This window comes from Xanthobacter sp. NM-25 (genome assembly GCF_022138605.1).
Taxonomy (GTDB): domain Bacteria; phylum Pseudomonadota; class Alphaproteobacteria; order Rhizobiales; family Xanthobacteraceae; genus Xanthobacter.
In genome coordinates, this window is the sequence record NZ_JACBFS010000001.1 from 963,345 (window position 1) to 986,946 (window position 23,602).

At 67.8% G+C, this 23,602-nt stretch carries 19 protein-coding genes; 14 read left to right on the top strand and 5 right to left on the bottom strand.

Annotated elements, in window-relative coordinates:
- Positions 1-567 precede the first annotated feature (567 nt).
- Positions 568-924: a hypothetical protein gene (locus MEU52_RS04405; protein ID WP_238125001.1), complete on the bottom strand. Its 357-nt coding sequence runs from the start codon at positions 922-924 to the stop codon at positions 568-570.
- A gap of 295 nt (positions 925-1,219) precedes the next feature.
- Here MEU52_RS04405 and MEU52_RS04410 point away from each other — a divergent pair, with 295 nt between their 5' ends.
- The 6 genes from MEU52_RS04410 to MEU52_RS04435 all read left to right on the top strand — a co-directional run bounded on the left by MEU52_RS04410 (position 1,220) and on the right by MEU52_RS04435 (position 9,311).
- Entirely contained in the window at positions 1,220-2,521 is a 1,302-nt protein-coding gene (locus MEU52_RS04410; RefSeq protein ID WP_238119820.1) for an oligosaccharide flippase family protein, read from the top strand.
- Between the two features lie 187 nt (positions 2,522-2,708).
- Positions 2,709-4,832: an exopolysaccharide transport family protein gene (locus tag MEU52_RS04415; RefSeq protein ID WP_238119819.1), complete on the top strand. Its 2,124-nt coding sequence runs from the start codon at positions 2,709-2,711 to the stop codon at positions 4,830-4,832.
- A gap of 423 nt (positions 4,833-5,255) precedes the next feature.
- Entirely contained in the window at positions 5,256-6,092 is an 837-nt protein-coding gene (locus tag MEU52_RS04420; protein WP_238119818.1) for a polysaccharide biosynthesis/export family protein, read from the top strand.
- 95 nt (positions 6,093-6,187) lie between these two features.
- Positions 6,188-7,024 carry a WecB/TagA/CpsF family glycosyltransferase gene (locus MEU52_RS04425; RefSeq protein WP_238119817.1) on the top strand — a complete coding sequence of 279 codons (837 nt, stop codon included), beginning with the start codon at positions 6,188-6,190 and terminating at the stop codon, positions 7,022-7,024.
- 109 nt (positions 7,025-7,133) lie between these two features.
- Positions 7,134-8,432 (top strand): hypothetical protein, encoded by a 1,299-nt coding sequence (locus tag MEU52_RS04430; protein WP_238125005.1) that lies wholly within the window; start codon positions 7,134-7,136, stop codon positions 8,430-8,432.
- 36 nt (positions 8,433-8,468) lie between these two features.
- The gene (locus MEU52_RS04435) at positions 8,469-9,311 is read left to right on the top strand and encodes an FkbM family methyltransferase (RefSeq protein ID WP_238119815.1); all 843 of its coding nucleotides are present in this window, start codon (positions 8,469-8,471) and stop codon (positions 9,309-9,311) included.
- Between the two features lie 126 nt (positions 9,312-9,437).
- Here the strand turns inward: MEU52_RS04435 and MEU52_RS04440 are convergent, their stop codons facing one another.
- Positions 9,438-11,111, bottom strand: coding sequence for an electron transfer flavoprotein-ubiquinone oxidoreductase (locus MEU52_RS04440; RefSeq protein WP_238119814.1), 1,674 nt, complete (start codon positions 11,109-11,111; stop codon positions 9,438-9,440).
- Positions 11,112-11,358: 247 nt separating this feature from the next.
- On the opposite strand from MEU52_RS04440, the gene MEU52_RS04445 reads away from it, so the two are divergent.
- Positions 11,359-12,258 carry a uracil-DNA glycosylase gene (locus tag MEU52_RS04445; RefSeq protein ID WP_238119813.1) on the top strand — a complete coding sequence of 300 codons (900 nt, stop codon included), beginning with the start codon at positions 11,359-11,361 and terminating at the stop codon, positions 12,256-12,258.
- A 61-nt stretch (positions 12,259-12,319) separates the two neighbouring features.
- Here MEU52_RS04445 and MEU52_RS04450 read toward each other — a convergent pair whose 3' ends face one another.
- From MEU52_RS04450 to hyi, 3 genes are all read right to left on the bottom strand, one after another.
- A complete protein-coding gene (locus MEU52_RS04450; protein ID WP_238119812.1) occupies positions 12,320-12,793 on the bottom strand; it encodes a CYTH domain-containing protein in 474 nt (157 codons plus the stop codon).
- A 333-nt stretch (positions 12,794-13,126) separates the two neighbouring features.
- Positions 13,127-14,641, bottom strand: a complete 1,515-nt coding sequence (pyk, locus tag MEU52_RS04455) for a pyruvate kinase (RefSeq protein WP_238119811.1) — start codon at positions 14,639-14,641, stop codon at positions 13,127-13,129.
- 141 nt (positions 14,642-14,782) lie between these two features.
- The gene (hyi, locus tag MEU52_RS04460; RefSeq protein WP_238119810.1) at positions 14,783-15,562 is read right to left on the bottom strand and encodes a hydroxypyruvate isomerase; all 780 of its coding nucleotides are present in this window, start codon (positions 15,560-15,562) and stop codon (positions 14,783-14,785) included.
- Positions 15,563-15,810: 248 nt separating this feature from the next.
- Between hyi and MEU52_RS04465 the strand changes: the two genes are divergently transcribed.
- The 7 genes from MEU52_RS04465 (at position 15,811) to MEU52_RS04495 (ending at position 23,602) form a co-directional block, all read left to right on the top strand.
- Positions 15,811-16,032, top strand: coding sequence for a YARHG domain-containing protein (locus MEU52_RS04465; protein ID WP_238119809.1), 222 nt, complete (start codon positions 15,811-15,813; stop codon positions 16,030-16,032).
- Positions 16,033-16,399: 367 nt separating this feature from the next.
- Positions 16,400-17,977: a cytochrome ubiquinol oxidase subunit I gene (locus tag MEU52_RS04470; RefSeq protein ID WP_238120288.1), complete on the top strand. Its 1,578-nt coding sequence runs from the start codon at positions 16,400-16,402 to the stop codon at positions 17,975-17,977.
- A 27-nt stretch (positions 17,978-18,004) separates the two neighbouring features.
- Positions 18,005-19,156: a cytochrome d ubiquinol oxidase subunit II gene (gene cydB, locus MEU52_RS04475; protein ID WP_238119808.1), complete on the top strand. Its 1,152-nt coding sequence runs from the start codon at positions 18,005-18,007 to the stop codon at positions 19,154-19,156.
- Positions 19,157-19,255: 99 nt separating this feature from the next.
- Positions 19,256-19,378, top strand: a complete 123-nt coding sequence (gene cydX, locus MEU52_RS04480; RefSeq protein ID WP_238119807.1) for a cytochrome bd-I oxidase subunit CydX — start codon at positions 19,256-19,258, stop codon at positions 19,376-19,378.
- An 83-nt stretch (positions 19,379-19,461) separates the two neighbouring features.
- Entirely contained in the window at positions 19,462-21,183 is a 1,722-nt protein-coding gene (gene cydD, locus MEU52_RS04485; RefSeq protein ID WP_273546494.1) for a thiol reductant ABC exporter subunit CydD, read from the top strand.
- A complete protein-coding gene (gene cydC, locus MEU52_RS04490) occupies positions 21,180-22,901 on the top strand; it encodes a thiol reductant ABC exporter subunit CydC (protein ID WP_238119805.1) in 1,722 nt (573 codons plus the stop codon). Before cydD ends, cydC begins: the two co-directional genes overlap by 4 nt.
- On the top strand, positions 22,898-23,602 hold the full coding sequence (locus MEU52_RS04495) for a Crp/Fnr family transcriptional regulator (RefSeq protein WP_238119804.1): 705 nt from the start codon (positions 22,898-22,900) through the stop codon (positions 23,600-23,602). The genes cydC and MEU52_RS04495 overlap by 4 nt, the downstream gene beginning before the upstream one ends.

The window sequence follows — 23,602 nt, forward strand, 5'->3', positions numbered from 1 at the left end:
TGATCCCGCCGAGGACCGAGTTCCGGCCCCGGTCGTCGGCTCTCGCCTGTGGTCCGCAGACAGGCCTCGGCACCCGCGCACGGCTGTGCCGGCCCCACACCCCGCATGCGGCTCAACGGGCCTGCGGTAGCCCCCTGCGCCCGGTCGCGATGTGGACACCTCCCCTCCCCCGGCCTGCCCGCCCCGCCACCGCACGCATCCGCCTCCAAAGGCGCCGGCGACATCGGGCTCCGTCCGTCGGCGCAGAGTCCGAGTGGTCATGCGGTGCAAGTGAAGTGTGGCCGAGTGAGGTGTGGTCGAGTGGGATCTTGCCGAATGAGATCTTGCGGCGCGGCTCACGGCTCGTCCGATGGGCCCCCTCGCACGCCTTGGCGGGAATCGTCCCGTATTCGCAGCCAAGATGAGGGCCCCTGGCCCTTCCAACACGTCGGGCCCTCCGCGCCGGGCGCCATCTGTCGCGCAAGCGCTTGTGCCCGGGCGCCCACACGACCGGTGTCCCGTCACGCTGCGACGATGATAGCCGCACGGCGAGCGGGGCAACTGCCGGCCGCGTCCTTGAGCGCGCGCTCAGCCGCGACAGGTGTAGCTCGGCCACAACTTCTTGTCGTAATAGGGCTTGAGCTCGATCTCACGGAAGATGCGCCACAGATTGTCGTTGGGCGGCGGGCAGAGATTCATCATGGCGGAGGTGGGGTTGCCCTGCCAGCCGGTGGGAATGTGCACCTCGGCTGCGATGCGGCCCGGGCTGTAGCTGAACTCGCGGCCCCACCACATGCTCGGCAGCCGATCGCGCAGAAAGGCGCGGATCACCACATGGGGATCGGTCGGCAACAGGCGGTTCATGGGCGTGAGGGTGCGCTGGCCCGGCAGATCATTGAGATCCTGGATCGCCATCTGCGCGGCGGCGGGGCTTGCGAGGGCCACCAACATCAGGGGAAGCGCGCGCCAAAGCCCCCTGCCGCGCCACGGCGCCAAACATTGTCGCCGGTCCAGCCGAAACCAGCCCGGCCCCGAGAGCTGCGTGGCAACCTCACCAGCGGCAACCTCACCAGCGGCCCTTGCGGCCGCATGCTGCGCATGCTTCATGAAGGCGGTATCCTTGCTGTCCCGCGAACACCCTGCGCATTCGGCCTGTGACTCCAAGTGGATCCCCGGGTCACAGCGATGACCAGGGCCCCTCCTTCCTGCGCTTCTACATGAGCCCGCACAGGCTTCCAATATGCCCATGAAGCTGACCGGTCACACCCTCCTGAGCCTGCTCAAGGCCCATTGGGCCTTTGGCGCCGCCCTGGTGGTGCGGGGATTGGAGGTGGTCGGCAAGCTCGGCCTCTACATGCTGGCGGCGCGCATTCTCGGTGTGTTCGAGGCCGGCCTGTTCTTCCTGTGCAACACCTGGGTCAGCGCCAGCTCCACCATCGCCCGCGCCGGGTTTGAGAAGGCGGTGATGCGCCATATCGCGGCCGAGCTGGCGGTGGGCCGGGGCATCGAGGCCCGCCGGGCGCTGCTGGGCGGCGCCTTATGGGTCACCGTCGGCGGCATTCTCATCAGCCTGCTGACCGTGCTGTTCGCCGAGCCCCTCGCCACATTGGTGTTCCACGAGCACGAGCTGACCGTCCCGCTGATGATCTCGGCGGCGTCCATTCTGCCGCAGACCCTGTGCATCTTCACCGCCCACGCGCTCACCGGTTTCAATCGCGGGGTCGCCGGCCAGTTCGTGCAGAACGGCCTGTGGCCCATCATCACCTTCGCTGCCCTGGCGGTCGGCATTCATTCCCTCAGCGGCATCCTTTATGCGTTCGCCTTCGCCAATCTCGTGGGCGCCGTATGGGGCGTGGTGCTGCTCCTCCACGAACGCCGGCGCTTGCATGACACCGCGCCGCCGGCCGGGGGCCATGTGGAGAACCTGCCGGCCCTGTGGCGCACCGCCTGGCCGCTCGCCATCGTCGAATATGTCCAGGCGGCGCTGAACTCCATTCCCACCATGGTGCTGGCCGCCTTCGCCGCCGCCTCGGCGGTGGGCGCCTTCAGCGTGGCCAACCGCATCACGGTGCTGATCTGGGTGGTCATCATCGCCATCTCCACCATCGCCGCGCCCTCGTTCGCCGCCGCCCACCGGGTGGGTGATTTCGACCAGCTGCGCGCGCTCAACCGCAAGGCGCGCCTCGCCATCGCGGCCTGCGGCGTACCGGCCATCGCCATCATGCTGATCGCCCCGACGCCGCTCCTGCACCTCATCGGCCCCGGCTTCGAAATGGCGGCACCGGCGCTGATGATCATGGCGCTCGGGCAATTGGTGAACTGCCTGCTGCCCACCCAGGATGTGATGCTGGCCATGACCGGCCATGGCCGGGTGCTGCGCTGGCTGAATGCCGCGCAGCTGGTCAGCTGCTGCGTGCTGTGCTTCGCGCTCATTCCCCCGTTCGGCATGATGGGCGCCGCCATCGCCACCGCCCTGTTCATCGCCCAAGGCGGCATCGGCACCACTTTGGCGGTGCTGAAGCTGATGCCCCGGGCCTATTGAGGCGCAACCCTCGCTTAACCGTAAAGTAATGGGGCTGCGCCATGATTCTGCGGCACGGATGCTGCGGCATGCGTCGGCGCCCTCATGCGGGCCGGCGCCGGCGGGTTTGGCGCATCGCGGCACACGCCGCACCAGTGGGGCGCGGGCACGGGTCGGCGCATGGACACGAAGGGCCTGAGGGGGAAGCATGTCGATGGCGCAACCGGCCGGCCTGGCGGATGAAGTCCCGCTCGTTCCGTCCAGCCGAGAGGCCACCCCGGGGTTCACCCTGCGCGACTTCCTGATCGCCACCTTCTTCCACATCCGGGTCGTGCTGCTGGCAGCGCTGGTGCCGCTCGTCATCGGCACTGCGGCGGCGCTGGTGATGAAGACGGAATACACCGCCAGCTCCATGCTGCTCGCCATCGTCAGCCGCGAGGTGTCGACTGCCAGCAGCGTCACCGATTCCGGCCCGGCGGTGCTCTCCGTGGAGGGCCTCAAGCAGGTGGAGTCGGAGGTGCAGATCATCGAAAGCGCCGACGTCATCCGCACCACCATCGAGCAGATCGGCATGGACCGGCTGTTCCCGCCGGGTCCGCTCACCACCCTGTCGCGCTGGCTCAGCTCCAGCAACGACGTGATGGATCAGGCCATTGAGCGCTTCCGGCGCAATCTGAAAGCCGGGGTGCTGTCCGGCTCGAATGTCATCGAGGTCTCGTTCACCAATCCTGACCGCGAGCTCGCCGTCGAGACCACCAACGCGCTGGTGCAGAATTATCTCGCCACCCGCCGCAAGGTGTTCGAGAACCCCACCGCCAAGATCCTGATGCTCGAGGTGGAACGCTTCAAGCGCGACCTCACCTCGGTGGATGAAGACATCGCCAAGCTCAAGGCCAAGGTTGGCGTGGTGGACTTCAACCAGGAGGCCATCCTCGCCTCCAACCAGCTCGACAATATCGTGCAGCGCATCCGCCAGGTGGACGAGCGTGACGCCACCCTCACGGCGCAGTTGGCCGAGGCCCAGCGCCAGCGCAAGGCCATGCCGGATTCGGTGTTCGACTTCTCCGAGAAGACCGATGCCCTGCAGGGCGACGAGGCCGGTAATCTTCTGACCCAGCTGCTGCTCGAGCGCGACCGCCTCGCCGCCCAGTACGCGCCCGGCAGCCCGCTGCTGCGGGAAGTACAGAAGAAGATCGACACGGTGCGCAAGCGCATCACCCAGCGCGGCGAGACCCCCTATTATACCGACCGCGCCTCGCGCAATCCCTCGCTCAACTATGTCGACAACCTGATCTTGAACCTCACCGTGGAGAAGGACTCCATCGATCGGCAGCGCGGCGAGCTGGAGCAGCAGAAGAAGGCGGCGGAAGCGCGCATCGCCACCCTGCGGGACGCCGAGACCCAGCTGATCGAGTTCAACCGCCAGCGCGACACCCTCAGCGAGGGCTATCGCGAATATCTGCGGCGCGCCGTGGCCGCCAATATCGAGGAAACCGCCGCCCGCACCCGCCAATCCAACGTGCGGCTGGTGCAGGAGGCCGGCGCCGACGTTACCAAGCGCTCCCTCGCCCTGCCACTGCTGGCCGGCGGCGTGTTCGCCGGGCTACTGTTTGGCGCGGCGGCGGGCGCCATCGCCTCGGTGCTGCGCACCACCTTCATCATGCCCAGCGAGGCCGAGCGGCTGCTCGAGCTGCCGAACATCGCCACCCTGGATGCCGGGGCCGAGGAGCACGCCGGATTGAATGTGGACCAGGCCATCGGCAGCTGCGCCACCCTGCTGCTCGATACGCGGGTCGACGGGCGGCCACTGCGCACCATCCACATCCAGTCCGCCGAAGCCGACGAGACCCTGCCCTGGTTCGGCCGGCGGCTGGCCGAGGAATTCGCCGTGCAGCGCGGCCGGCGCACCCTGCTGGTGGACCTGTGCTCGGAGAACCCCTACCCGCTCCACACCGGGCACGGTCGCATGGTGGGCGGGCTGGCGGTGACCACCACGCCGGCGCCGCTGTTGTGGATGGCCGACGACACCGCCCATTCGCCCCTGCTCAGCGTGCGCCTGCCGGAGCAGGAGGGGGAACTGATGCTGCGCGAGCTCAAGGCCGAGTTCGAGTGCATCATCATCTGTTCCAACCTGAAGGGCACGGCACTGATCCGCCAGCGACTCAGCCAGCTGGCCGATGGCAACATTCTCGCCGTGCATGCGGAGGAAACCCGCAAGCCCGCCGCCCTGCATCTGCGCGACAGCGTAGTGGAGGCCGATGGCGCCCTGCTCGGCCTCGTCTTCTTCGGCCGCCGCTACTACCTGCCGTCCTGGCTCTACCGCATCGCCTGAGCCCCGGTCCGCGCTTCGCCCCGTGCCGGTCGCCGGGCGGCAAGGCTTGTCCACAGGATGTCGACGCCGATCAGGCGACCGCCCCGCGCTGCGGTGCGGTCGTCGTGGCGCGGGCCGCGGCCCTGCCCTCTGCGGCTGCCGGGCAGGCGGCCGCCTCACCACAACCATTTGACAGACAAGGCGAGAGCGTTCCCGCGGGGGGCGCGCGATGGCGCGTGGGCGGCACCGGGGTGGGATGAGCCCGCAACCGGCACTAGGTGCAGCGCATAAGGAGTTCTTAACCGTAACCCTTTAGCGTGCCTTTACCATGATTTGCGGTTGATGCGCCGCTGCCGGGTTTGCTTGACCGGAGGACTCCGGTTTGAGCACCCTGGTCCGGCTGCGCGTTAACTGATTCTTAGCGCGTGACCCTGGGAGTCTTCGATGGTCTTGCCCAAGTGCGGTTGGATCACATCCGCTCGCGAATTGGTGCGAGACCTGCGCACGGCGCTGCTGCTCGGCGTGAGCGTGATGGGCCTTGCGGCCTGCACCACCACCGGCACCTCCCAGGATACCAACACGCCCGCCCTCTCCACCGGCCAGGAATACCGCTTCACCGAGGTCAATGCCGATCGCTTCCGGCCCTGGAGCAATGCGCCCGCCCTCTACCGGGTGGGCCCCGGCGACAAGCTCAAGGTGAAGTACTTCATCACCCGCGACATGGACGAGGACCTCACCGTCAGTCCGGATGGCACCATCGCGCCCCGCGCCATCGGCCAGATCCGGGTGGAGGGCTCCACCCTCGCCGGCGTGGAAGACTATATCCGCAAGGCCTCACGCAAGGAGCTGGTGGACCAGAAGGTGGTGGTGGCGCTGGAAAGCGCATCCGCGCCGAAGGTCTATGTGGGCGGCATGGTGCAGCAGCCCGGCGTGGTGAAGCTCGACAATGTGGGCACCAGCGTGCTGCAGGCCATCATGATCGCCGGCGGCTTCTCCGAAAACGCCCGCACCGGCCAGGTGGCGCTGATCCGCCGCGGCCCGCACAACGAGCCGATGCTGCGGCTGATCGACGTGCGCGAGATCATCGAGACCGGCGCCACCGATCTCGACGTGCCACTGATGACCGGCGACGTCATCTTCGTGCCGCGCACCAACATCGCCGAGCTCAACCTCTGGATCGACCAGTTCATCAACCGGGTGGTGCCGTTCCAGCGTCAGTTCAGCTATACCGTCGGGACCTACACGCAGTATGGCGGCGGCTCCACGTCCGTCCTCCCCTGACGACGCCATTCCGCCGCCGGCTGGTGCGAGCCGGCCGCGCGCCGCAGACGGAGGGCCAACCGCACGGTGCGAACCGGGGCGGTGGAGCCTCCGGCATGACACGGGCAAAGATCATGTCTCACGCCACCTCCCCGGCCATCACGCCGGCGCCGCCGAAGACCATCACCTTCCTCAATGTCCCGTTCGCGTGCCTGGACGTGAAGGGTGCGGCGGCGCAGATCGCGGCGCGCCCGGTGGGGGCGCCGTTTGAATATGTGGTGACCCCCAACGCCTCCAACCTGACGCGGCTCAACGAGCTCAAGGATCCGATCTTCATCGAGATCTACCAGAACGCCTGGCTGCACACGCTGGATGGCGCGGTGCCCCGGGCACTGGCACGCAAGGTGTTCGGCCTGCAGATTCCGCTCGCGCCCGGCAGCGACATCACCGCCGAGCTGTTCGAGACCTTTATCCAGCCCGATGACGCCATCACCATCATCGGCGGCTCCGATGAGATGCTGGAGCGCCTCAAGGCGCGCTACCACCTCACCAACGTGGCCATGCATGTGCCGCCCATGGGCTTCATCAACAAGCCGGAGGAAGTGGAGAAGTGCGTGGCCTTCGTGCTGGCCCACCCGGCCCGCTACGTGTTCTTCGTCACGGGCTCGCCGCGCTCGGAATATGTCACGCGCCGCGTCTACCAGACCGGCGCGGCGGTGGGCACCGGCCTGTGCGTGGGCAATTCCCTGAACTTCCTGGTCGGCCTTTCCAAGCGCGCACCGATCTCCTATCGCAGCCGCGGCATGGAGTGGCTGCACCGCCTGCTGCAGGATCCCAAGGTTCAGGTGAAGCGCATCTTCATCGATTCCATGCCGATCTTCCTCACCGTGGCCAAGGCGAAGCTGAACCCGGCGGCCTACGGCATGGCCAAAACCCCGGACCGGGCGCCATGAGGCCCGTCCGGCCATGACCGGCATCTGGCAACCCGGCGGCGGGTCACCGCGCGGGCGGGTTCCGCGCGGCGCCCTGCGACGCGGGCCGCCACGGGTACATCAGGTGGAGATGCCGCTGCGCATGGCGGCGCGCCGCGCCGCGCCGGCCGCCGCCACGGTATCGCGCATCGCCAGCCTCGCCCTGATCCTGGCGCTGCCGTTCTTCGCGCAGGTCTTCCATTATCTCAACGAGCTGCCGCCGCCCTATTTCCTGTCCAAGGCGTGGCCGATCCTGGTGTTTCCGCTCACGCTGTACGGGCTGATCCGGATGAAGCTGCCGGGACACAACCTGTTCCTGCTGCTTCTGGCCTATCTGCTCGGCTTCACGCCGCTGGTGTCCATCATCCAGCTGGGCAACGGGCTGTTCGATGCGCTGACGACAACGGTGAAGGCGTGGCCCTTCACCTATTATTTCGGCCTGTCGGCGCTCCTGTCGCTGCTGGCGCTGCCAGCCGAGCGGGTGCGGGCCATCTGCCTGGGCTACGGAGCCGGCACCTTCGCGCTGCTGGTGCTGATCTGGATTGCGGCGCCCACGTCCTGGTATGTGACCAATCCCGAGGATGGCAAGCTGCTGCAATACGACGTGGACCGCGGCTACCGCGTCTATTTGTCCATGTTCTTCGGTATGCTCTTCATCTTCTATCTCGGCCGCAGCTTCGTGATCGAGCGCAAGGTGTGGCGGCTCATCGCCATTCCGATCGCCTTCCTCATCCTGATGGTCATCTACAAGCAGCGCACGGCGATCCTCATGGCCATGATGGTCACCGGCTACGGCATCGTCATGGCGCTGCCACGGCGGATGCGGCAGCTCGCCATCGGGCTCGGCCTGCTCCTGGCGGTGCCGGCCGTGGCGGTCGCGGCCTGGGTGCTGCTGGGGGGCGGGTTGGACAACCTGCAGCAGAGCCTCGGCGGCTCGCTGTCGGTGCGGCAGAACTCCGCCGCGCTGGCCAGCCATTATCTCGGCGACCATACCTTGCGCTGGACCTTCGGCGTGGGCGCCACCACGCGCTTCGGCTCGGTCACGCTGGCGGACATCTTCGGCTATGATCAATTCTTCATCGCCGACCTGGGATGGCTGGGAGTGGTGTTTGAGTACGGCCTCATCGGCGCTCTGCTGATCTTCGCGGTGCATGCCTGGGGCTTTTTCATCACGGCGCGGCTCGGCGGCAAGCACCATGACCCGTTCATCCTGGCCTTATCCGACTACTTGCTCTACTTGTTGTTGACGTCTGCCGTCTATTCTCTCGTCTTCCTGCCGGGCGAATTCGGTGTCGCCCTGGCCCTCGCCATCTATCTGGGGACCCGACCGTCTCCAGGCCCACCCGTTGCCAACGTGCCATCCGGAGCTGCAAGGCCCAAACCCGAATAGGCGCCTTTTCAGCCGCATAGGACTGCAGGAACCAGAATGCTCAAGCGGATCAAGAAGCTTCTGAATGAACCCGCGTTCCAGGAAGCCCCCATCACGGTGCTGGGGCGCGTCGCCTCTCTCGCGATGCTGGTGGGTCTCGGCCGCAAGCCGCTATTCCATCTGGTGCCGGGCGTGAAGATGGAGGCCCCCGCCAATCTGCGTTACACGACGGTTTCCACATACCTTCTGCGAGATGAGGTGGAGCCGGAGCTGAAGTATATCGACAAGTTCGTGCACACCGGCGACATCTTCGTCGACGTGGGCGCGAACATCGGCCTGTTCACCCTCAAGATGGCGCCCCGCGCCGGTCGCATCGTCGCGGTGGAGCCCGGCAAGGAAGCCGGCGACCTGCTGGTGCAGAACGTGGGCCTCAACGGCTTCAAGAATGTCACCCTGGTCCGCAAGGGCCTGGCGGATGCCGCCGGCCGCGCGAGCCTGTTCCACAACCCGGTGGGGGATGACCCGCAGGCCTTCTCCCTGGTCAACGACGGCGCCGCCACCGAGGCCGAAGAGGTGGAGATCACCACCCTCGACCAGCTGGTGGCCGATCTTTCCCTGCCGCGGGTGGACGTCATCAAGATCGACGTGGAGGGTGCCGAGCAGCGCGTCCTGGCCGGGGGCATGGCCACCATCTCCACCCACCATCCGCTGATCATCTTCGAGATGAACTGTCCCGCGCTGCTGTCCAGCGGTGGCGATCCGGCGGCGCCGTGGAACACCCTGGCGGAGCTGGGCTACACCTTCGCGCGCCTGCAGTGGGACGGCACCCTGCAGCCCCTCCCCACCCGGCCCACCGACTTCTGCAACATCGTCGCCCGCCACCCCTCGCGGGCGGCCTGAGCCGCCTCGGAGCTTTCCAGCGAAAAGGGGCCGGCGCGAAACCCGCGCCGGCCCCTTTTGTTCAGGCTGTTCGCGCCCACCGTTGGCCAAGCACAGCGGCCCGCCGACAGTGGGCGCAGAGCCCGCTCACATATTGGGATAGTTCGGGCCGCCACCGCCTTCGGGGGCGGTCCAGGTGATGTTCTGGTTGGGGTCCTTGATGTCGCAGGTCTTGCAGTGCACGCAGTTCTGCGCGTTGATCTGGAAACGGGGTGCATCGGCCCCCTCCTCCACCCACTCATAGACGCCGGCCGGGCAGTAGCGGTTCGAGGGGCCGGCAAAGATGTCGTGCTCGGATGCCTTCTGCAGCGCCATGTCCGCCACCTTGAGGTGCACCGGCTGGTCTTCCTCGTGGTTGGTGTTGGAGATGAACACCGACGACAGCTTGTCGAAGGTGAGCACGCCATCCGGCTTGGGATAGACGATCTTCTTGCACTGGGCCGCCGGCTTCAGGGACGCATAATCCGGCTTGCCGTGCTTGAGGGTGCCGAACAGCGAGAAGCCCAGGGTGTTGGCCCACATGTCGAGGCCGCCCAACGGAATGCCGATGAAGGTGCCGAGCTTGGACCACAGCGGCTTCACGTTGCGGACCCTCTTCAGGTCGTCGCCCACCGGCGATGTGCGCCAGGCGTCCTCGTAGCTCGCCAGCTCATCCTGGCTGCGACCAGCGGCCAGCGCCTCGGCCAGATGATCGGCGGCGAGGATGCCCGAGAGCACCGCATTGTGGCTGCCCTTGATGCGCGGCACATTCACAAAGCCCGCCGCGCAACCCACCAGAACGCCACCGGGGAAGGACAGCTTCGGCACGCTCTGCCAGCCGCCCTCGGTGATGGCGCGGGCGCCGTAGGAGATGCGCGTGGCGCCCTCGAACGTGTCCTTGAAGATGGGGTGGGTCTTGAAGCGCTGGAATTCGTCGAACGGCGAGAGCCAGGGGTTCTGGTAGTTCAGGTGGACCACGAAGCCCACCATCACCTGCTCATCTTCCATATGGTAGAGGAAGGCGCCGCCGCCGGTCTTGGAATCGAGCGGCCAGCCGAAGGCATGCTGCACCAGGCCGGGCTTGTGCTTTTCCGGCTTGACCTTCCACAGCTCCTTCAGACCGATGCCGAACTTCTGCGGCTCGCGGCCGGCATCCAGGCCGAACTTGGCGATGAGCTGCTTGGAGAGCTGGCCCCGGGCGCCCTCGGCAAACACCGTGTAGCGGCCGCGCAGCTCCATGCCGCGGGTGAATTCCGGCTTGGGCTCGCCATCCTTGCCGATGCCCATATCACCGGTGGCGATGCCCTTCACCGCGCCATTCTCGTCGTACAGCACCTCGTTGGCGGCGAAGCCGGGGTAGATCTCCACCCCCAGCTCCTCGGCCTTGCGGGCCAGGTAGCGCGCCACATTGCCCAGGGAGCCGATGAAGTTGCCGTGGTTGTTCATCAGCGGCGGCATGGCGAAATTGGGCAGCTTCACGCCGCCGGCCGGGCCGAGCAGATAAAAGTGGTCGTCATTGACCTCGGTCACCAGCGGACGGTCGTCCTCGGTGCGCCATTCGGGCAGCAGTTGGTCGAGCCCCACCGGATCCACCACCGCGCCGGACAGGATGTGCGCACCGACCTCGGACCCTTTTTCGACCACCACGACGGAAATGTCCGCGCCGCTCTCCGCTGCCTTCTGCTTCAAGCGGATGGCCGTGGCCAGGCCGGCGGGACCACCACCCACCACCACCACGTCGTAATCCATGCCTTCGCGTTCAGGCAGCTCAGCCGCGCTCATCCCCACAACTCCCGTTTACGTCATCGTGCTTTCGTTGGAGTTCTTCCACGGTTGAGCCGTTCTGACAATTCAGGAGATGGGCCACAGCTGCGACGACTTGACCAGGAATGGCGCTTTTCCCCATATCCATGGGTGCCGCGCCGCCCTTCTGCGGCTTCACCCGCACGGCTGATCGTGCCATAGGTTTGCACTGCAGAACGCGGCACGCTCCGGTGCCGACACCAAGCGCGAATCTTATATCAACACCATGACCGATCTGCCGCAGCTCGATTGGGCCGACATCCTCGCCTTCCACTGGGACGCAGGCGTCGACCTGGCCGTGGGCGAGGCGCCGGTGGATCGGTTTGCCGAAAGCGCCGCCGAAGCGGTGGCGCGGGGCAGCCGCGCGCCGCGGCAGGAGGATGAGCCCGCGGCCCCCCAGCGCCAGGGGCTCGCCCAACATCCGAGCCAACATCCGAGCCAAGAACCGGCGCGCGCGCGCCAGGCGCCCGCGAAGGCGGCGACCGGGAGCGCCTCCGGGCACCCGCTGGTGTCCCACACCCCCGACGAGGCGGCGATGGCCGCCCGCGATGCCGCGCGCGGGGCCGCCAGCCTCGATGAGCTGCGGGCACTGCTGGAGCAGTTCGAGGGCTGTGCGCTCAAGCGCACCGCCAGCCGGCTGGTGTTCGCCGATGGCAATCCGCAGGCGCGGGTGATGCTGGTGGGCGAAGCTCCGGGGCGGGATGAGGACCAGCAGGGCGTGCCGTTCGTCGGTCGCGCCGGCCGGCTTCTCGATCTCATGCTCGGCGCCATCGGCCTCGACCGCTCGAGCGCCTATATCGCCAACATCATCCCCTGGCGCCCGCCCGGCAACCGTACGCCGACGCCGCAGGAAACGGCCATCTGCCTGCCCTTCATCACCCGCCAGATCGAGCTCGCCAATCCGGACATCCTGGTGTGCCTCGGCGGCCAGTCGGCCCAGGCGCTGCTGGCCACCACCGAGGGCATCACCAAGCTGAGGGGCCGCTTCATGCCCTATGAGACGGGCACGCGCACCATCCGCGCCATCGCCACCTTCCATCCGGCGTATCTGCTGCGCACCCCCATCGGCAAGCGGCTGGCGTGGCGCGATCTTCTGGCCATCGAAGCCGCCCTGGCCGGCGGCTGACTTTCACGGGCTGACCTGTTCAGCCTGACCTGTCCGGCCTGGCTTGCCCCCCGCGGGTGGCTCAGGCGCCGCAGAGGGCGCCCAATGGCGCGCGCACCAGAGCGGAATTGCGGTAGCGCGGATCCTCGGTGACTTCCTCGCCAACCCAGGGCGGCAGCGTCACCGCATCCTCCGGATCGCCCAGCTCCACCTCGGCCAGCACCAGCCCGGCATTGTCGGCGCCGAACACGTCCACCGTCCACAGCCGGCCCGCATGGGGCACAGCATAGCGGATCTTCTCGATCAGCGGCCGGGCACACAGGTCCCGCAGCATGGCCTCGGCATCGATGAGGGGGATGGGGTATTCATACTCGTCCCGCGAGATGCCGCGGGTGGTGCCCTTCACGGTGATGAAGGCGGTGGCATCGGCGATACGCACCCGCACGGTGGCACCCGAGCCCAGGCACAGATAGCCCTGGCGAATGACACAAGCCTGCGCACCGGCCCGCCAGGCATCGGACGTCACGAGGAATTTGCGCTCGACTTCGACAGCCATGATCCAGCCGTAGCCATGAGAAAGGCGGCCGAAGTAAAGCGGCTGGGCGCGCATCCGTCCAGACTCAGAAATGCCGCTTTCAGTGGCATTCCGCAGTAGAAAACGTTTTCGACCTAAAAAATCATCACACAATCAATGCCATGCATTTACGTATATCTCGCATGCCGTCGCGAAAGCGTGGCAACAATGGCGCCATCGCGGGCACAATACAACCTATGCGCGCCAATAAGCGACAATGATCATTTTTCGAACCGGAAGACCTTCCGCACAATTGCCTGCCTGAAGGGCATGCGCGCGTGGCGGAACCGGCACTCCGCCAGTTCCGCCCGGCGGTCAGCTGCGGGCCGCGCGGCGGGCCGGGCGCGGGGTGTGCACATCCACATCGTAGCGCGAGGGCGGATCGTCGGCACCGATGATGGTGATGCGCATGATGTTGGTGGTGCCGGGCTGCGCGAACGGCACGCCGGCGCAGATGGCCAGCCGGTCGCCCGGCCGCCCCAGTCCCTGCACCACGGTGGTGCGCACCGCGGTGTCCACCATGTCGCCGAAGGAGTGGATGTCCTCCTTCATGTGCACCGCATGCACGCCATAGGAGAGCGCCAGGCGCCGCGCGGTTTCGAGCTGGGGGGTGAGGCCGAGAATGGCGATCTCCGGCCGTTCGCGGGCGGCCCGCAGGGCGGTGGTGCCCGAAAGGGTGAAGGCCACCAGCGCCGCCGCATCCACCGCCACCGCCGCCTGGTAGCTGGCCTTGATCACGGCATCGCCGATGGTCTCGCCCCAGTCCGCCGCCGAAGCGCCCAGAACCTTGCGATAGCCGGGGTCACGCTCCACGTGGCGGATGATGTCGTCCATCACGCTCACCGCCTCCACCGGATACTGGCCGGCGGCGGTTTCCGCCGAGAGCATCACGCAATCGGTGCCCTCATAGACGGCGGTGGCCACGTCCGACACCTCGGCGCGGGTGGGCACCGGCGCCTGGATCATGGATTCCAGCATCTGGGTGGCGACGATGACCGGCCGCCCATATTTACGCGCCTCGGCGATCATGCGCCGCTGCAGCGCCGGCACCTCCGCCAGGGAGATCTCCACGCCGAGGTCGCCGCGCGCCACCATGATGGCGTCGGCCAGTTCCACCAGCTCGGTGAGATGCTCCACCGCAGAGGGCTTCTCGATCTTCAGCATCACCGCGGCGCGGCCCTGGATCAGCTCGCGCGCCTCGTGAATGTCCGCCGGCCGCTGGACGAACGACAGGGCGATCCATTCCACCCCGGCGGCGCAGGCGAACTCGAGATCGGACCGATCCTTCTCGGTCAAAGGCGACATGGGCAGCACCACGTCGGGAATGTTGAAGCCCTTGTTGTTGGACAGGCGCGTGCCCGCCACCACCTGAGCCTCCAGATGCCCGGCGCTCTTGCCCACCACCTTCAGCCGCACCTTGCCGTCGTCGCACAGCACCGTGGCGCCGAGGGGCAGGGCTTCCAGAATGTCGGGGTGGGGAATGGGTACTCTCTTGCCTTCCCCCAGACGCTCGGTCTCGGCATCGAAGCTGAGCACGTCCCCGGGGGCGATGGTGATGGCGCCATCCTTGAAGCGGCCGATGCGCAGCTTGGGGCCCTGCACGTCGGCGATCACCCCGATGGGGCGATTGACCGTCTTCTCCAACCGCCGGATGCGGTCGAGCACGCCCCCGTGGTCAGCCTGGGTGCCGTGGCTGAAATTGAGCCGGAACACATCCACGCCGGCGCGGAACAGGGCCTCCAGCTTCTCCTCGCTGTTGGAGGCCGGGCCGACCGTGGCCACGATCTTGGTGGCCCGCTCGCGGCGGGTGAGAGGGCGCTTGTGGGGCATGGCTGGGCTTCCTCCGGCGCCGCGACGTCGCGCGCGGCTTGCTCTCGCTTAACGGCATCATGCCCTTAGAGCGTCTCCGCATAAAGTCGCACAAGGGTCAGGAAGACTGTCGCACCAAGGCTTTGCGCAGCCCACCCCGCATCACGGCCGGTAGGGGTCGAACCAAGCGAGGCCCGCTCCGGTGGTGGTGCGCGGCAGATATTCGCAGCCGATCCAGCCGGTGTAGCCAGCCGCATCGATGGCGGCGAGCAGGAAGGGAAAATGGATCTCCCCGGTGCCGGGCTCCCCCCGCCCGGGATTGTCGGCGATCTGGATATGGCCGATGCGCAGCATCTCCCGCTGCAGGGTGCGCGTCAGGTCCCCTTCCATCACCTGCATATGATAGACGTCATACTGCAACCGCACATTGTCGGCACCCACCTGGTCCAGCAGTTCCAACGTCTGGCGCGAGCCATGGAGGTGGAAGCCCGGCACATCGCGGGTGTTGAGGGGCTCCACGGTCAGCGTGCGGCCCACGGCGGCGAGGGCGGCGGCGGCGAAGCGCAGGTTCTCCACCAGGGTCTCGCGGACCCGTTCGGCCGGCACCCCCGGCGGCGTCAGTCCGGCAAGGCAGTTGAGCGTCGGTACGTCGAGCGCCTGCGCATAGGTCAGGGCAAGCCCCACCCCATCCCGAAACTCCGCCTCGCGGCCGGGAATGCAGGCGATGCCTCGCTCGCCCGCCGCCCAATCCCCCGCCGGCAGATTGTGCAGGACCTGCACCAGGCCATGGTCAGCCAGCCGCTCGGCCAGCTCGGACGCGCTGAAGGCGTAGGGAAACTGGCATTCCACCGCCTGAAAGCCGGCCGCGGACGCCTGCGCGATGCGCTCGGGAAACCCCAGCTCCGGCCACAGCAGGCTGATATTGGCGGCAAATCTCGGCATCTAAACTACAACCTTTGCGAGAGCTGCTCCCCGAGGTATCCTGAGGCCCCGCATGGGGCTTTCGGGATCGGGAGGCTGAAATGGCAGGGTATCGCAAAGCCTGGCGGCTTCAATCACGCGCCGGATGCCGCAGCGCCCTCCCCTGGCGCCCTGCCCGCTCACGGCCCACCGTCCGCGCGGCCGCGTGCGCAACCTCCTTCGCCCCGGCACTGGCCCTCGTCCTCTGCGCCGGCCTCGCCGCGCCCGGCATGGCGCGGGCGCAGCAGACGTCTCTCAGCCAGTTGTCGTGCCGGGCGCTCTGGGTTCAGCGCAACGCGGCCTATGCCGAACAGGGCTATTGCTTCAAGACCGCGGATGCCCTCGCCACGTTCGGCCCCCGCTGCTATCCGCCCTATGGCCAGCTCACGCCCGAGCAGCAGCGCTATGTGGATCAGGTGAAGTATTGGGAGAGCCGGAAGGGCTGCCGCTGAGGTCATCGTCGGCGACGGGCCGCGGCCCGCTGCGCCCGGCACAGTTCATTCCACCAATGCGCGGAGTTGTCTCAGCGGCCTCATGTCCCGGCCACCTCGGGCACATCGGGGTTGCCGCGGGTCGGTAAGGGATTAACGTGGCGCCGGTCACGGGCCGGCCCCCTCACGTCTGCACGCCGGTCCGGCACGACCAGATTGCGCCGTCGCGAATGTGGGCCGATGCGCGGCTGTAGGCCGCACGTTCCCATTGCGACATCGCAATGTGGCACGGGAATGGCCCGTGCATGAGAAGCAGGAGACCTGTGCGCCCGGCCGTACGCCCTGCGTGCCGGCGCGCGATGCCGATGAGGTGTCGAAGGAGACCCCAATGATCGACCCGCTGTTTGTCGAACTTTCGCGATGGCAGTTCGCTGCCGTCGCCATGTACCATTTCATTTTCGTGCCGCTCACCCTCGGTCTGATCTGGATCCTCTTCATCATGGAAGCGGTCTATGTGATGACGGGCCGCGAGATTTACCGCGACATGTCGCGGTTCTGGACCAAGCTGTTTGCCATCAATTTCGCGCTGGGCGTCACCACGGGTCTCACCATGGAGTTCCAGTTCGGCACGAACTGGTCCTATTACTCGCACTATGTGGGCGACGTGTTCGGCGCCCCGCTGGCCATCGAAGGGCTGATGGCCTTCTTCCTCGAATCCACCTTCGTCGGCCTCTTGCTGCTGGGTCGCGACCGCATGAGCAAGCAGGCGTACCTCGCTGTGGTGTTCCTCACCGCGGTGGGCACGAACCTTTCGGCGCTGTGGATCCTGGTCGCCAATGCCTGGATGCAGAATCCGGTGGGTGCCGAATTCTCCGCCGAGACCATGCGCATGGAGATGGTCGACTTCGCCGCCGTGGTGTTCAACCCGGTGGCGCAGGTGAAGTTCATCCACACGGTGGCGGCCGGCTATGTCACAGCCTCCATGTTCGTGATCGGCATTTCTGCCTGGTACATCCTGAAGGGGCGCGACCTCGCCTTCGCCAAGCGTTCGTTCGCGGTGGCGGCCGGCTTCGGCGTCGCCGCGGCGCTGGCGGTGATCGTGCTGGGTGACGAGAGCGGCTACGAGCTCGGCGACGTGCAGCGGGTGAAGCTCGCGGCCATCGAGGCCGAGTGGAAGACCGAACCGGCGCCCGCCGCCTTCACCGTGATCGGCATTCCCGACCAGAAGGACATGGAGACCGAATACGCCATCAAGATCCCCGGCGTCATGGGCCTGATCGCCACCCGCTCCCTCGACAAGCAGGTGACCGGCCTTGATGACCTCATCAAGCAGCACGAGACCCGCATCCGCTCGGGCATGATCGCCTATGGCGCCCTGGAAGCCCTGCGCAGCGGCGACAAGTCCGAAGCGACCCGCGCGACCTTCGAGCAGCACAAGCGCGACCTCGGCTATGGGCTGCTGCTGAAGCGCTATGTGGAGAACCCCGCCAGCGCCACCGATGCGCAGGTGCTGGAAGCCGCCAAGAGCTCCATTCCCGACGTGTTCTACGTGTTCTGGGGCTTCCGCATCATGGTCGGCCTCGGCTTCCTGCTGCTGGGCTACTTCCTGGCCTCGTTCTACTTCCTGGCCAAGGGCACGCTGGAGAACAAGCGCTGGCTGCTGCGCCTGCTGGTCTATTCCATCCCGCTGCCGTGGATCGCCGCGGAGATGGGGTGGTTCGTGGCCGAGTTCGGCCGCCAGCCCTGGGCCATCGGCGAGGTGCTGCCCACCTTCCTGGCCACGTCGGCCCTCACCGTGTCCGACCTCATCTTCTCCATCGCCGGCTATCTGATCTTCTACTCGGTGCTGCTGGTGATCGAGATTTTCCTGATGTTCCGCTTCGCCCGGCAGGGACCCAGCTCGCTGCACACCGGCCGCTACTACCACGAGCAGAAGGCGGCTCTTTCCGCCCAGCCCGCCGAATGAACCGGAACCCCTGAAAGGAACCGAGCCATGCTCGATTACGAAACCCTTCGCCTGATCTGGTGGGTCCTGGTCGGCACCCTCCTGATCGGCTTCGCCATCGCCGATGGCATGGATATGGGCGTGGGCACGCTCTTGCCCTTCCTTGGCAAGAATGACGCCGAGCGGCGGGTGATCATCAACACCGTCGGCCCGCACTGGGACGGCAACCAGGTGTGGCTGATCACCGCCGGCGGCGCCATCTTCGCCGCCTGGCCGGCGGTGTATGCCGCCGCCTTCTCCGGCTTCTATCTCGCCATGCTGGTGGTGCTCATGGCGCTGTTCCTGCGGCCGGTGGGCTTCGACTACCGCAGCAAGATCGCCGATCCGCGCTGGCGCAATGCCTGGGACTGGGGCCTGTGCGTGGGCGGCCTGGTGCCGGCCCTCATCTTCGGCGTGGCCATGGGCAATGTGCTGCAAGGGGTGCCATTTTACCTCGACAGCTTCCTGAAGCCCCATTACGGCGCTACCTTCATCTGGGCCCTGCTCGGCCTTCTGAACCCGTTCGCGCTCCTGGCCGGCATCATCTCCGTCGGCATGCTCACCATGCACGGGGCGGTGTGGCTGCAGCTGCGCACGGAAGGGGAGATCCAGGCCCGCGCCCGCGGCGTGCTCGGCTGGCTGCCGCTGGTGGTCACCGCTTTGTTCGCCCTCGCCGGCGTGTGGGTGGCGTTCGGCATCGATGGCTATCGCATCGTCTCCCAGCCGCCGCTCACCGGCCTGCCCAACCCGCTGGCCAAGGAAGTGGTGCGCGAGCCGGGCGCCTGGCTCACCGTCTACCGCACCCTGCCCATCGCCATGGTGGTGCCGGCCCTCGGCCTCATCGGGCCGCTGCTGGTGGCGCTGCTGGCCCGGGCCGGCCGGCCGGGCTTCGCCTTCGTGGCGAGCGGCCTCGCCCTGGCGGGCATCATCGGCACCGCGGGCGTGTCCATGTTCCCGTTCGTGATGCCCTCCACCATGAGCCTCAACTCGTCGCTGACCCTGTGGGACGCCGCCTCCTCGGCGCTCACCCTCAAGGTGATGCTGGGCGCCGTGGTGATCTTCCTGCCCCTCGTCCTGCTCTACACCCTGTGGTGCTACCGCACCATGTGGGGCAAGGTGACGGTGGCCGACATCGAAGAGCGCAAGCACCAGGCCTATTGAGGCCCGCGATCAGCACACGCCCCGGCCCGATGGGCGCGGGGCGTGCGAATTCCCATCAACCGCGATCGGTCTTTTGATCGCAGTGAAGGAGAGGCGGACATGTGGTATTTCGCATGGGTCCTCGGCGTCGCGGCCGCGCTGGCCATGGGCGTCATCAATGTCATGTGGTTCGAGTTCCAGAACGAGTTCGACGAGACCAAGGGTGACCAGAAGGCCCCGTGATCTCGCGCTGATCACGGGGAGAAGGCGTCATCACCGACCGCGAGTTAGAGCAGAGGCCTGACCGCAAGAAGCTGTCCGCCTTCCTGTCCCGTTTCCGCCCCTCGGCGCGCCGTGAGCTCAACCTCACCATGACGCTGTCGCTGGTGACGGGTCTCCTCATCATCCTCCAGGCGTTCCTGGTGGCGCGGATCCTCAACGGGGTGCTGTTCCAAAAGCTCCCCGTTGCCGCCTTTCCGGTGGAGATCGCCGCCCTTCTCGGCGCCATCGCCGCCCGCTTTCTCACCGTCTGGGCCACCGAGCGCTTCGGCTTCGCCGCCGCTGGCAAGGTGATGCGGGCGCTGCGCGCCGAGCTGCTGGACCGGGTGGAGAAGATCGGCCCGGTGGGCCTTGCCGAGACCCGCACCGGCGAGATGGTGGCCGCCCTCGCCGACGGGGTGCGGGCGGTGGAGCCCTATTATTCCCGCTACATTCCCGCCTCCGTCCTGGCGGTGGTGCTGCCGCTGGCCATTATCGTGGTGGTGTTTCCCCTCGACTGGCTGTCGGGGCTGGTGTTCCTCGTCACCGCGCCGCTGATCCCGGTGTTCATGATCCTGATCGGCAAGGGGGCCGAGGCGCTGAACCAGAAGCAGTGGCGGCGCCTTGCGCGCATGTCCGGCCACCTGCTCGACGCGGTGCAGGGCCTTGCCACCCTGAAGGCCTTCAATGCCGCCGGCCGCATGGCGCGGCAGGTGGCGAGCGTCGCCGATGCCTATCGCCGCGACACCATGGCGGTGCTGCGGGTGGCCTTCCTCTCCTCCCTGGTGCTGGAATTCTTCGCCACCGTCTCCATCGCCCTGGTGGCGGTGTTCATCGGCTTCCGCCTGCTGTGGGGCGAAATGGCCTTTTTCGAGGGCCTGTTCATCCTGCTGCTGGCGCCGGAATTCTATGCCCCGCTGCGGGCCATGGGCACCGCCTACCACGCCCGCATGGAGGCCATCGGCGCCGCCGAGCGCATGGTCGCCCCCGACGACCTGCCGGCGCTGGCGGAAACCGGCGGCAGCACGCCTCTGCCCCATCCCGAGCGCATCGAGATCCGCTTCGAGGATGTGCACTTGACCTTCCCCGATGGCCGCCGCGCCCTCGACGGGGTCAGCTTCACCGTGGCGCCGGGCGAGACGGTGGCGCTGGTGGGCCCCTCCGGCGCCGGCAAGTCGTCCCTGCTGCATCTGCTGCTGGGCTTCGTGAAACCCACGTCCGGCCGCGTGCTGGTGAATGGCGTGCCGCTGGCCGAGCTGGACCTCGCCCAATGGCGCAGCCGCATCGGCTATGTGCCGCAGCGCCCGCGCCTTTTCGCCGGCACCCTCGCCTCCAACATCGCCCCCGGCGAGGCCGCGCCCGATGGCGAGCGCCTTCGGCAGGCGGTGGCCCAGGCCGGCCTTGCCGATGTGGTGGCGGCCGTGCCCGGCGGCCTCGACGGCACCCTCGGCGAGGGTGGGACCGGCCTGTCGGGCGGCGAGGCCCATCGCCTTGCGGTTGCCCGCGCCTTCTATCGCGATGCGCCCATGATCGTGCTCGACGAGCCCACCGCCCACCTCGACCATGAGAGCGAGGCGCAGGTGGAAGCCGCCCTCGCCCGCCTGCTGCCGGGCCGCAGCGGCCTCATCGCCGCCCATCGCCTCGCCAGCATCTCCAGCGCCCGGCGCATCGTCGTGCTGAACCACGGCCGCATCGCCGAGGAAGGCGCGGCCACAGCCCTCCTCGCCAAGGGCGGCCTGTTCGCCCGGCTGGCCTCCGGCGACACCGAGCTGTGGGAGGCCGCCCAATGAGCGATCTCAAGCGCCTTCTCAGTCTCATGCGGCCGCAGGCGGGGTGGATGGCCCTGGCTGTGCTGCTCTCGGCCCTCGCCACCTTGTCCCACATTGCGCTGATGGCCACCTCCGGCTGGTTCATCACCGCCATGGCGCTGGCCGGGGCGGCCGGCGTCTCCATGAATTATTTCACCCCCGCCGCCTATATCCGCGGCTTCGCCATCTCCCGCACCGCCGGGCGCTATGTGGAGCGGCTGGTGGGGCACGAGGCGACGCTGAAATTCGTGGCGCGGCTGCGGCCCTGGTTCTTCATCCGCCTCACCCCGCTCGCCCCCGCCGCCCTGGAAGACCAGCGCAGCGGCGATCTCCTGGCCCGCCTCAAGGGCGACATCGACCGGCTGGAATTCGCCTTCCTGCGCATCCTCTCGCCGCTGCTGGCGGGGGTGCTGGTGCTCATCGTCGGCATCTGGGTGGTGGCGCGGTATGACGCGGCCATCGCCGGCGTGCTGCTGGTGGCGGCGCTCATCGCCGGCTTCGGCCTGCCCGCCCTGCTGCAGCGCCTCGCGGCGCCGGCAGCGCAGCAGGTGACGGCCCGCACCGCCGAGCTGAACGCCCAATTGGTGGATCACCTGGAGGGGCGCGCGGAGCTCGATATCTATGATCCGCAGCGCCGCCACCGCGCCGCCCTCGACGCCACCAGCGATGCCCTCATCACGGACGAAAAGCGCCTCGCCGGCATCGCCGGCTTCGGTGGCGCGGGGGTGGGCCTTGCCGCCCAGCTGAGCCTGCTGGCGGTGATCCTGATCGGCGCGCCGCAGGTGCTGGCCGGGACCCTGCCCGGCGCCGACCTGCCCATGCTGGCCCTGCTCTCCCTCGCTTTGTTCGAGGCGGTGGCGCCCTTCCCCCTCGCCTTCCAGACCCTGCCGGGCACCCTCGCCTCGGCCCGCCGGATTTTCTCTTTGGTGGACCGTCCCGCCCCGGTGGCCGAGCCGGCGACGCCGCGCCACGTGCCGGCAGCGGGCGCCCTCGCCTTCTCCCATACCGGCCTTACCTACCCCGGCGCCGGCAGCGCGGCGGTGACGGATGTGAGCCTTTCCCTGGAGCCCGGCCGGCGGATCGGCCTCATCGGCGCCAGCGGCTCGGGCAAGTCGAGCCTGGTGGCGCTGGCCCTGCGCTTCCGGGCGCCCAGCGCCGGCACGGTGAGCTTCGCCGGCACGGACCTTGACGCCTATGGGGCCGATGCCTGGCGCCAGCGCCTCGCGGTGCTGTCCCAGCACGATCACCTGTTCTCGGCCACCCTGCGCGACAACCTGCGCATCGCCGCCCCCGAGGCCACCGACGCCCAGCTGGCGGCGGTGCTGGAGCGGGCCGGGCTGACCGCCTTCGTCGCCGCCCAGCCGGCCGGGCTCGACACCTTCGTGGGGGCCCATGGCGCCAAGATCTCCGGCGGCGAGGCCCGCCGCCTGGGCCTCGCCCGCACCCTGTTGAAGGATGCACCCATCCTGATCCTCGACGAACCCACCGAAGGCCTCGATGGCGAGACCGAGCGGCGGGTGATGGACGGGGTGATGGGTGCCCTCGCCGCCGATCAGGCCCTGCTGCTCATCACCCATCGCCGTGCCCGTCTGGAGGCGATGGACGAGGTGCTGCTGATGGAGGAGGGCCGCATCACCGCCCGTGGTGCGCCGGCCGAGATGCTGCGCCACATGGAGCGGGCCCCGGGAGGCGCCGGGTGAAGCACGTCGCCCTTGCCGAAGCCTGGACCGGCGTTGCGGACTGCAGGCACTGCACCATCCGCAACGCGGTGCTGTTCGCCGGGCTGAAGGAGGCGGATTTCGACCAGTTGCACCGGCCGATCGACCAACTGGTCTATGCACCGGGGACGGAGATCTACAGCGCCGGCGGCCCGGCCCACACCCTGTATACGGTGCGCAGCGGGCTGGTGAAGCTCACCCAATACCTGCCCGACGGCACCCAGCGCATCGTCCGGCTGCTGCGCAAGACTGATCTGTTCGGGCTGGAGGCGCTGATCGACGACAGCTATCCGCACACCGCCACGGCCCTGCACGCCACCGAGCTATGCCGGCTGCCCGTGGACGTGGTGCGCGCGCTTTCCCACGGCAACAGCGGGCTCTATCACGAGCTGATGGCGCGCTGGCACAAGGCCCTGTCCAGCGCCGACCGCTGGATCACCGAGTTCTCCACCGGCGCGGCGCGCGAACGGGTGGTGCGCTTCCTCATCTGGCTCGCCGAGCCGGAGGAGGGCGCCCGCTGCGAGCTGTTCAGCCGCGAGGACCTGGGCGCCCTGCTGGGGCTCACCACCGAGACTGCCAGCCGCACCATGGCGGAGTTGAAGCGGCAGGGCTTCATCCGGGAGCCGAAGCCCAATCAGATTGTCTGCGACCTGCCGCGCCTGCGCCAATTGGTGGAGCCCTGA

Excerpts from the sequence above, each read along its gene's own strand:
- MEU52_RS04430 (WP_238125005.1), top strand. The coding sequence starts at position 7,134 with ATGCCGCTGCGCATGGCGGCGCGCCGCGCCGCGCCGGCCGCCGCCACG.
- cydB (WP_238119808.1), top strand. The coding sequence starts at position 18,005 with ATGCTCGATTACGAAACCCTTCGCCTGATCTGGTGGGTCCTGGTCGGC.
- MEU52_RS04435 (WP_238119815.1), top strand. The coding sequence starts at position 8,469 with ATGCTCAAGCGGATCAAGAAGCTTCTGAATGAACCCGCGTTCCAGGAA.
- hyi (WP_238119810.1), bottom strand. The coding sequence starts at position 15,562 with ATGCCGAGATTTGCCGCCAATATCAGCCTGCTGTGGCCGGAGCTGGGG.
- MEU52_RS04465 (WP_238119809.1), top strand. The coding sequence starts at position 15,811 with ATGGCGCGGGCGCAGCAGACGTCTCTCAGCCAGTTGTCGTGCCGGGCG.
- MEU52_RS04410 (WP_238119820.1), top strand. The coding sequence starts at position 1,220 with ATGCCCATGAAGCTGACCGGTCACACCCTCCTGAGCCTGCTCAAGGCC.
- MEU52_RS04425 (WP_238119817.1), top strand. The coding sequence starts at position 6,188 with ATGACACGGGCAAAGATCATGTCTCACGCCACCTCCCCGGCCATCACG.
- MEU52_RS04470 (WP_238120288.1), top strand. The coding sequence starts at position 16,400 with ATGATCGACCCGCTGTTTGTCGAACTTTCGCGATGGCAGTTCGCTGCC.
- MEU52_RS04445 (WP_238119813.1), top strand. The coding sequence starts at position 11,359 with ATGACCGATCTGCCGCAGCTCGATTGGGCCGACATCCTCGCCTTCCAC.
- cydC (WP_238119805.1), top strand. The coding sequence starts at position 21,180 with ATGAGCGATCTCAAGCGCCTTCTCAGTCTCATGCGGCCGCAGGCGGGG.
- MEU52_RS04450 (WP_238119812.1), bottom strand. The coding sequence starts at position 12,793 with ATGGCTGTCGAAGTCGAGCGCAAATTCCTCGTGACGTCCGATGCCTGG.
- cydX (WP_238119807.1), top strand. The coding sequence starts at position 19,256 with ATGTGGTATTTCGCATGGGTCCTCGGCGTCGCGGCCGCGCTGGCCATG.
- MEU52_RS04440 (WP_238119814.1), bottom strand. The coding sequence starts at position 11,111 with ATGAGCGCGGCTGAGCTGCCTGAACGCGAAGGCATGGATTACGACGTG.
- MEU52_RS04420 (WP_238119818.1), top strand. The coding sequence starts at position 5,256 with ATGGTCTTGCCCAAGTGCGGTTGGATCACATCCGCTCGCGAATTGGTG.
- pyk (WP_238119811.1), bottom strand. The coding sequence starts at position 14,641 with ATGCCCCACAAGCGCCCTCTCACCCGCCGCGAGCGGGCCACCAAGATC.
- MEU52_RS04415 (WP_238119819.1), top strand. The coding sequence starts at position 2,709 with ATGTCGATGGCGCAACCGGCCGGCCTGGCGGATGAAGTCCCGCTCGTT.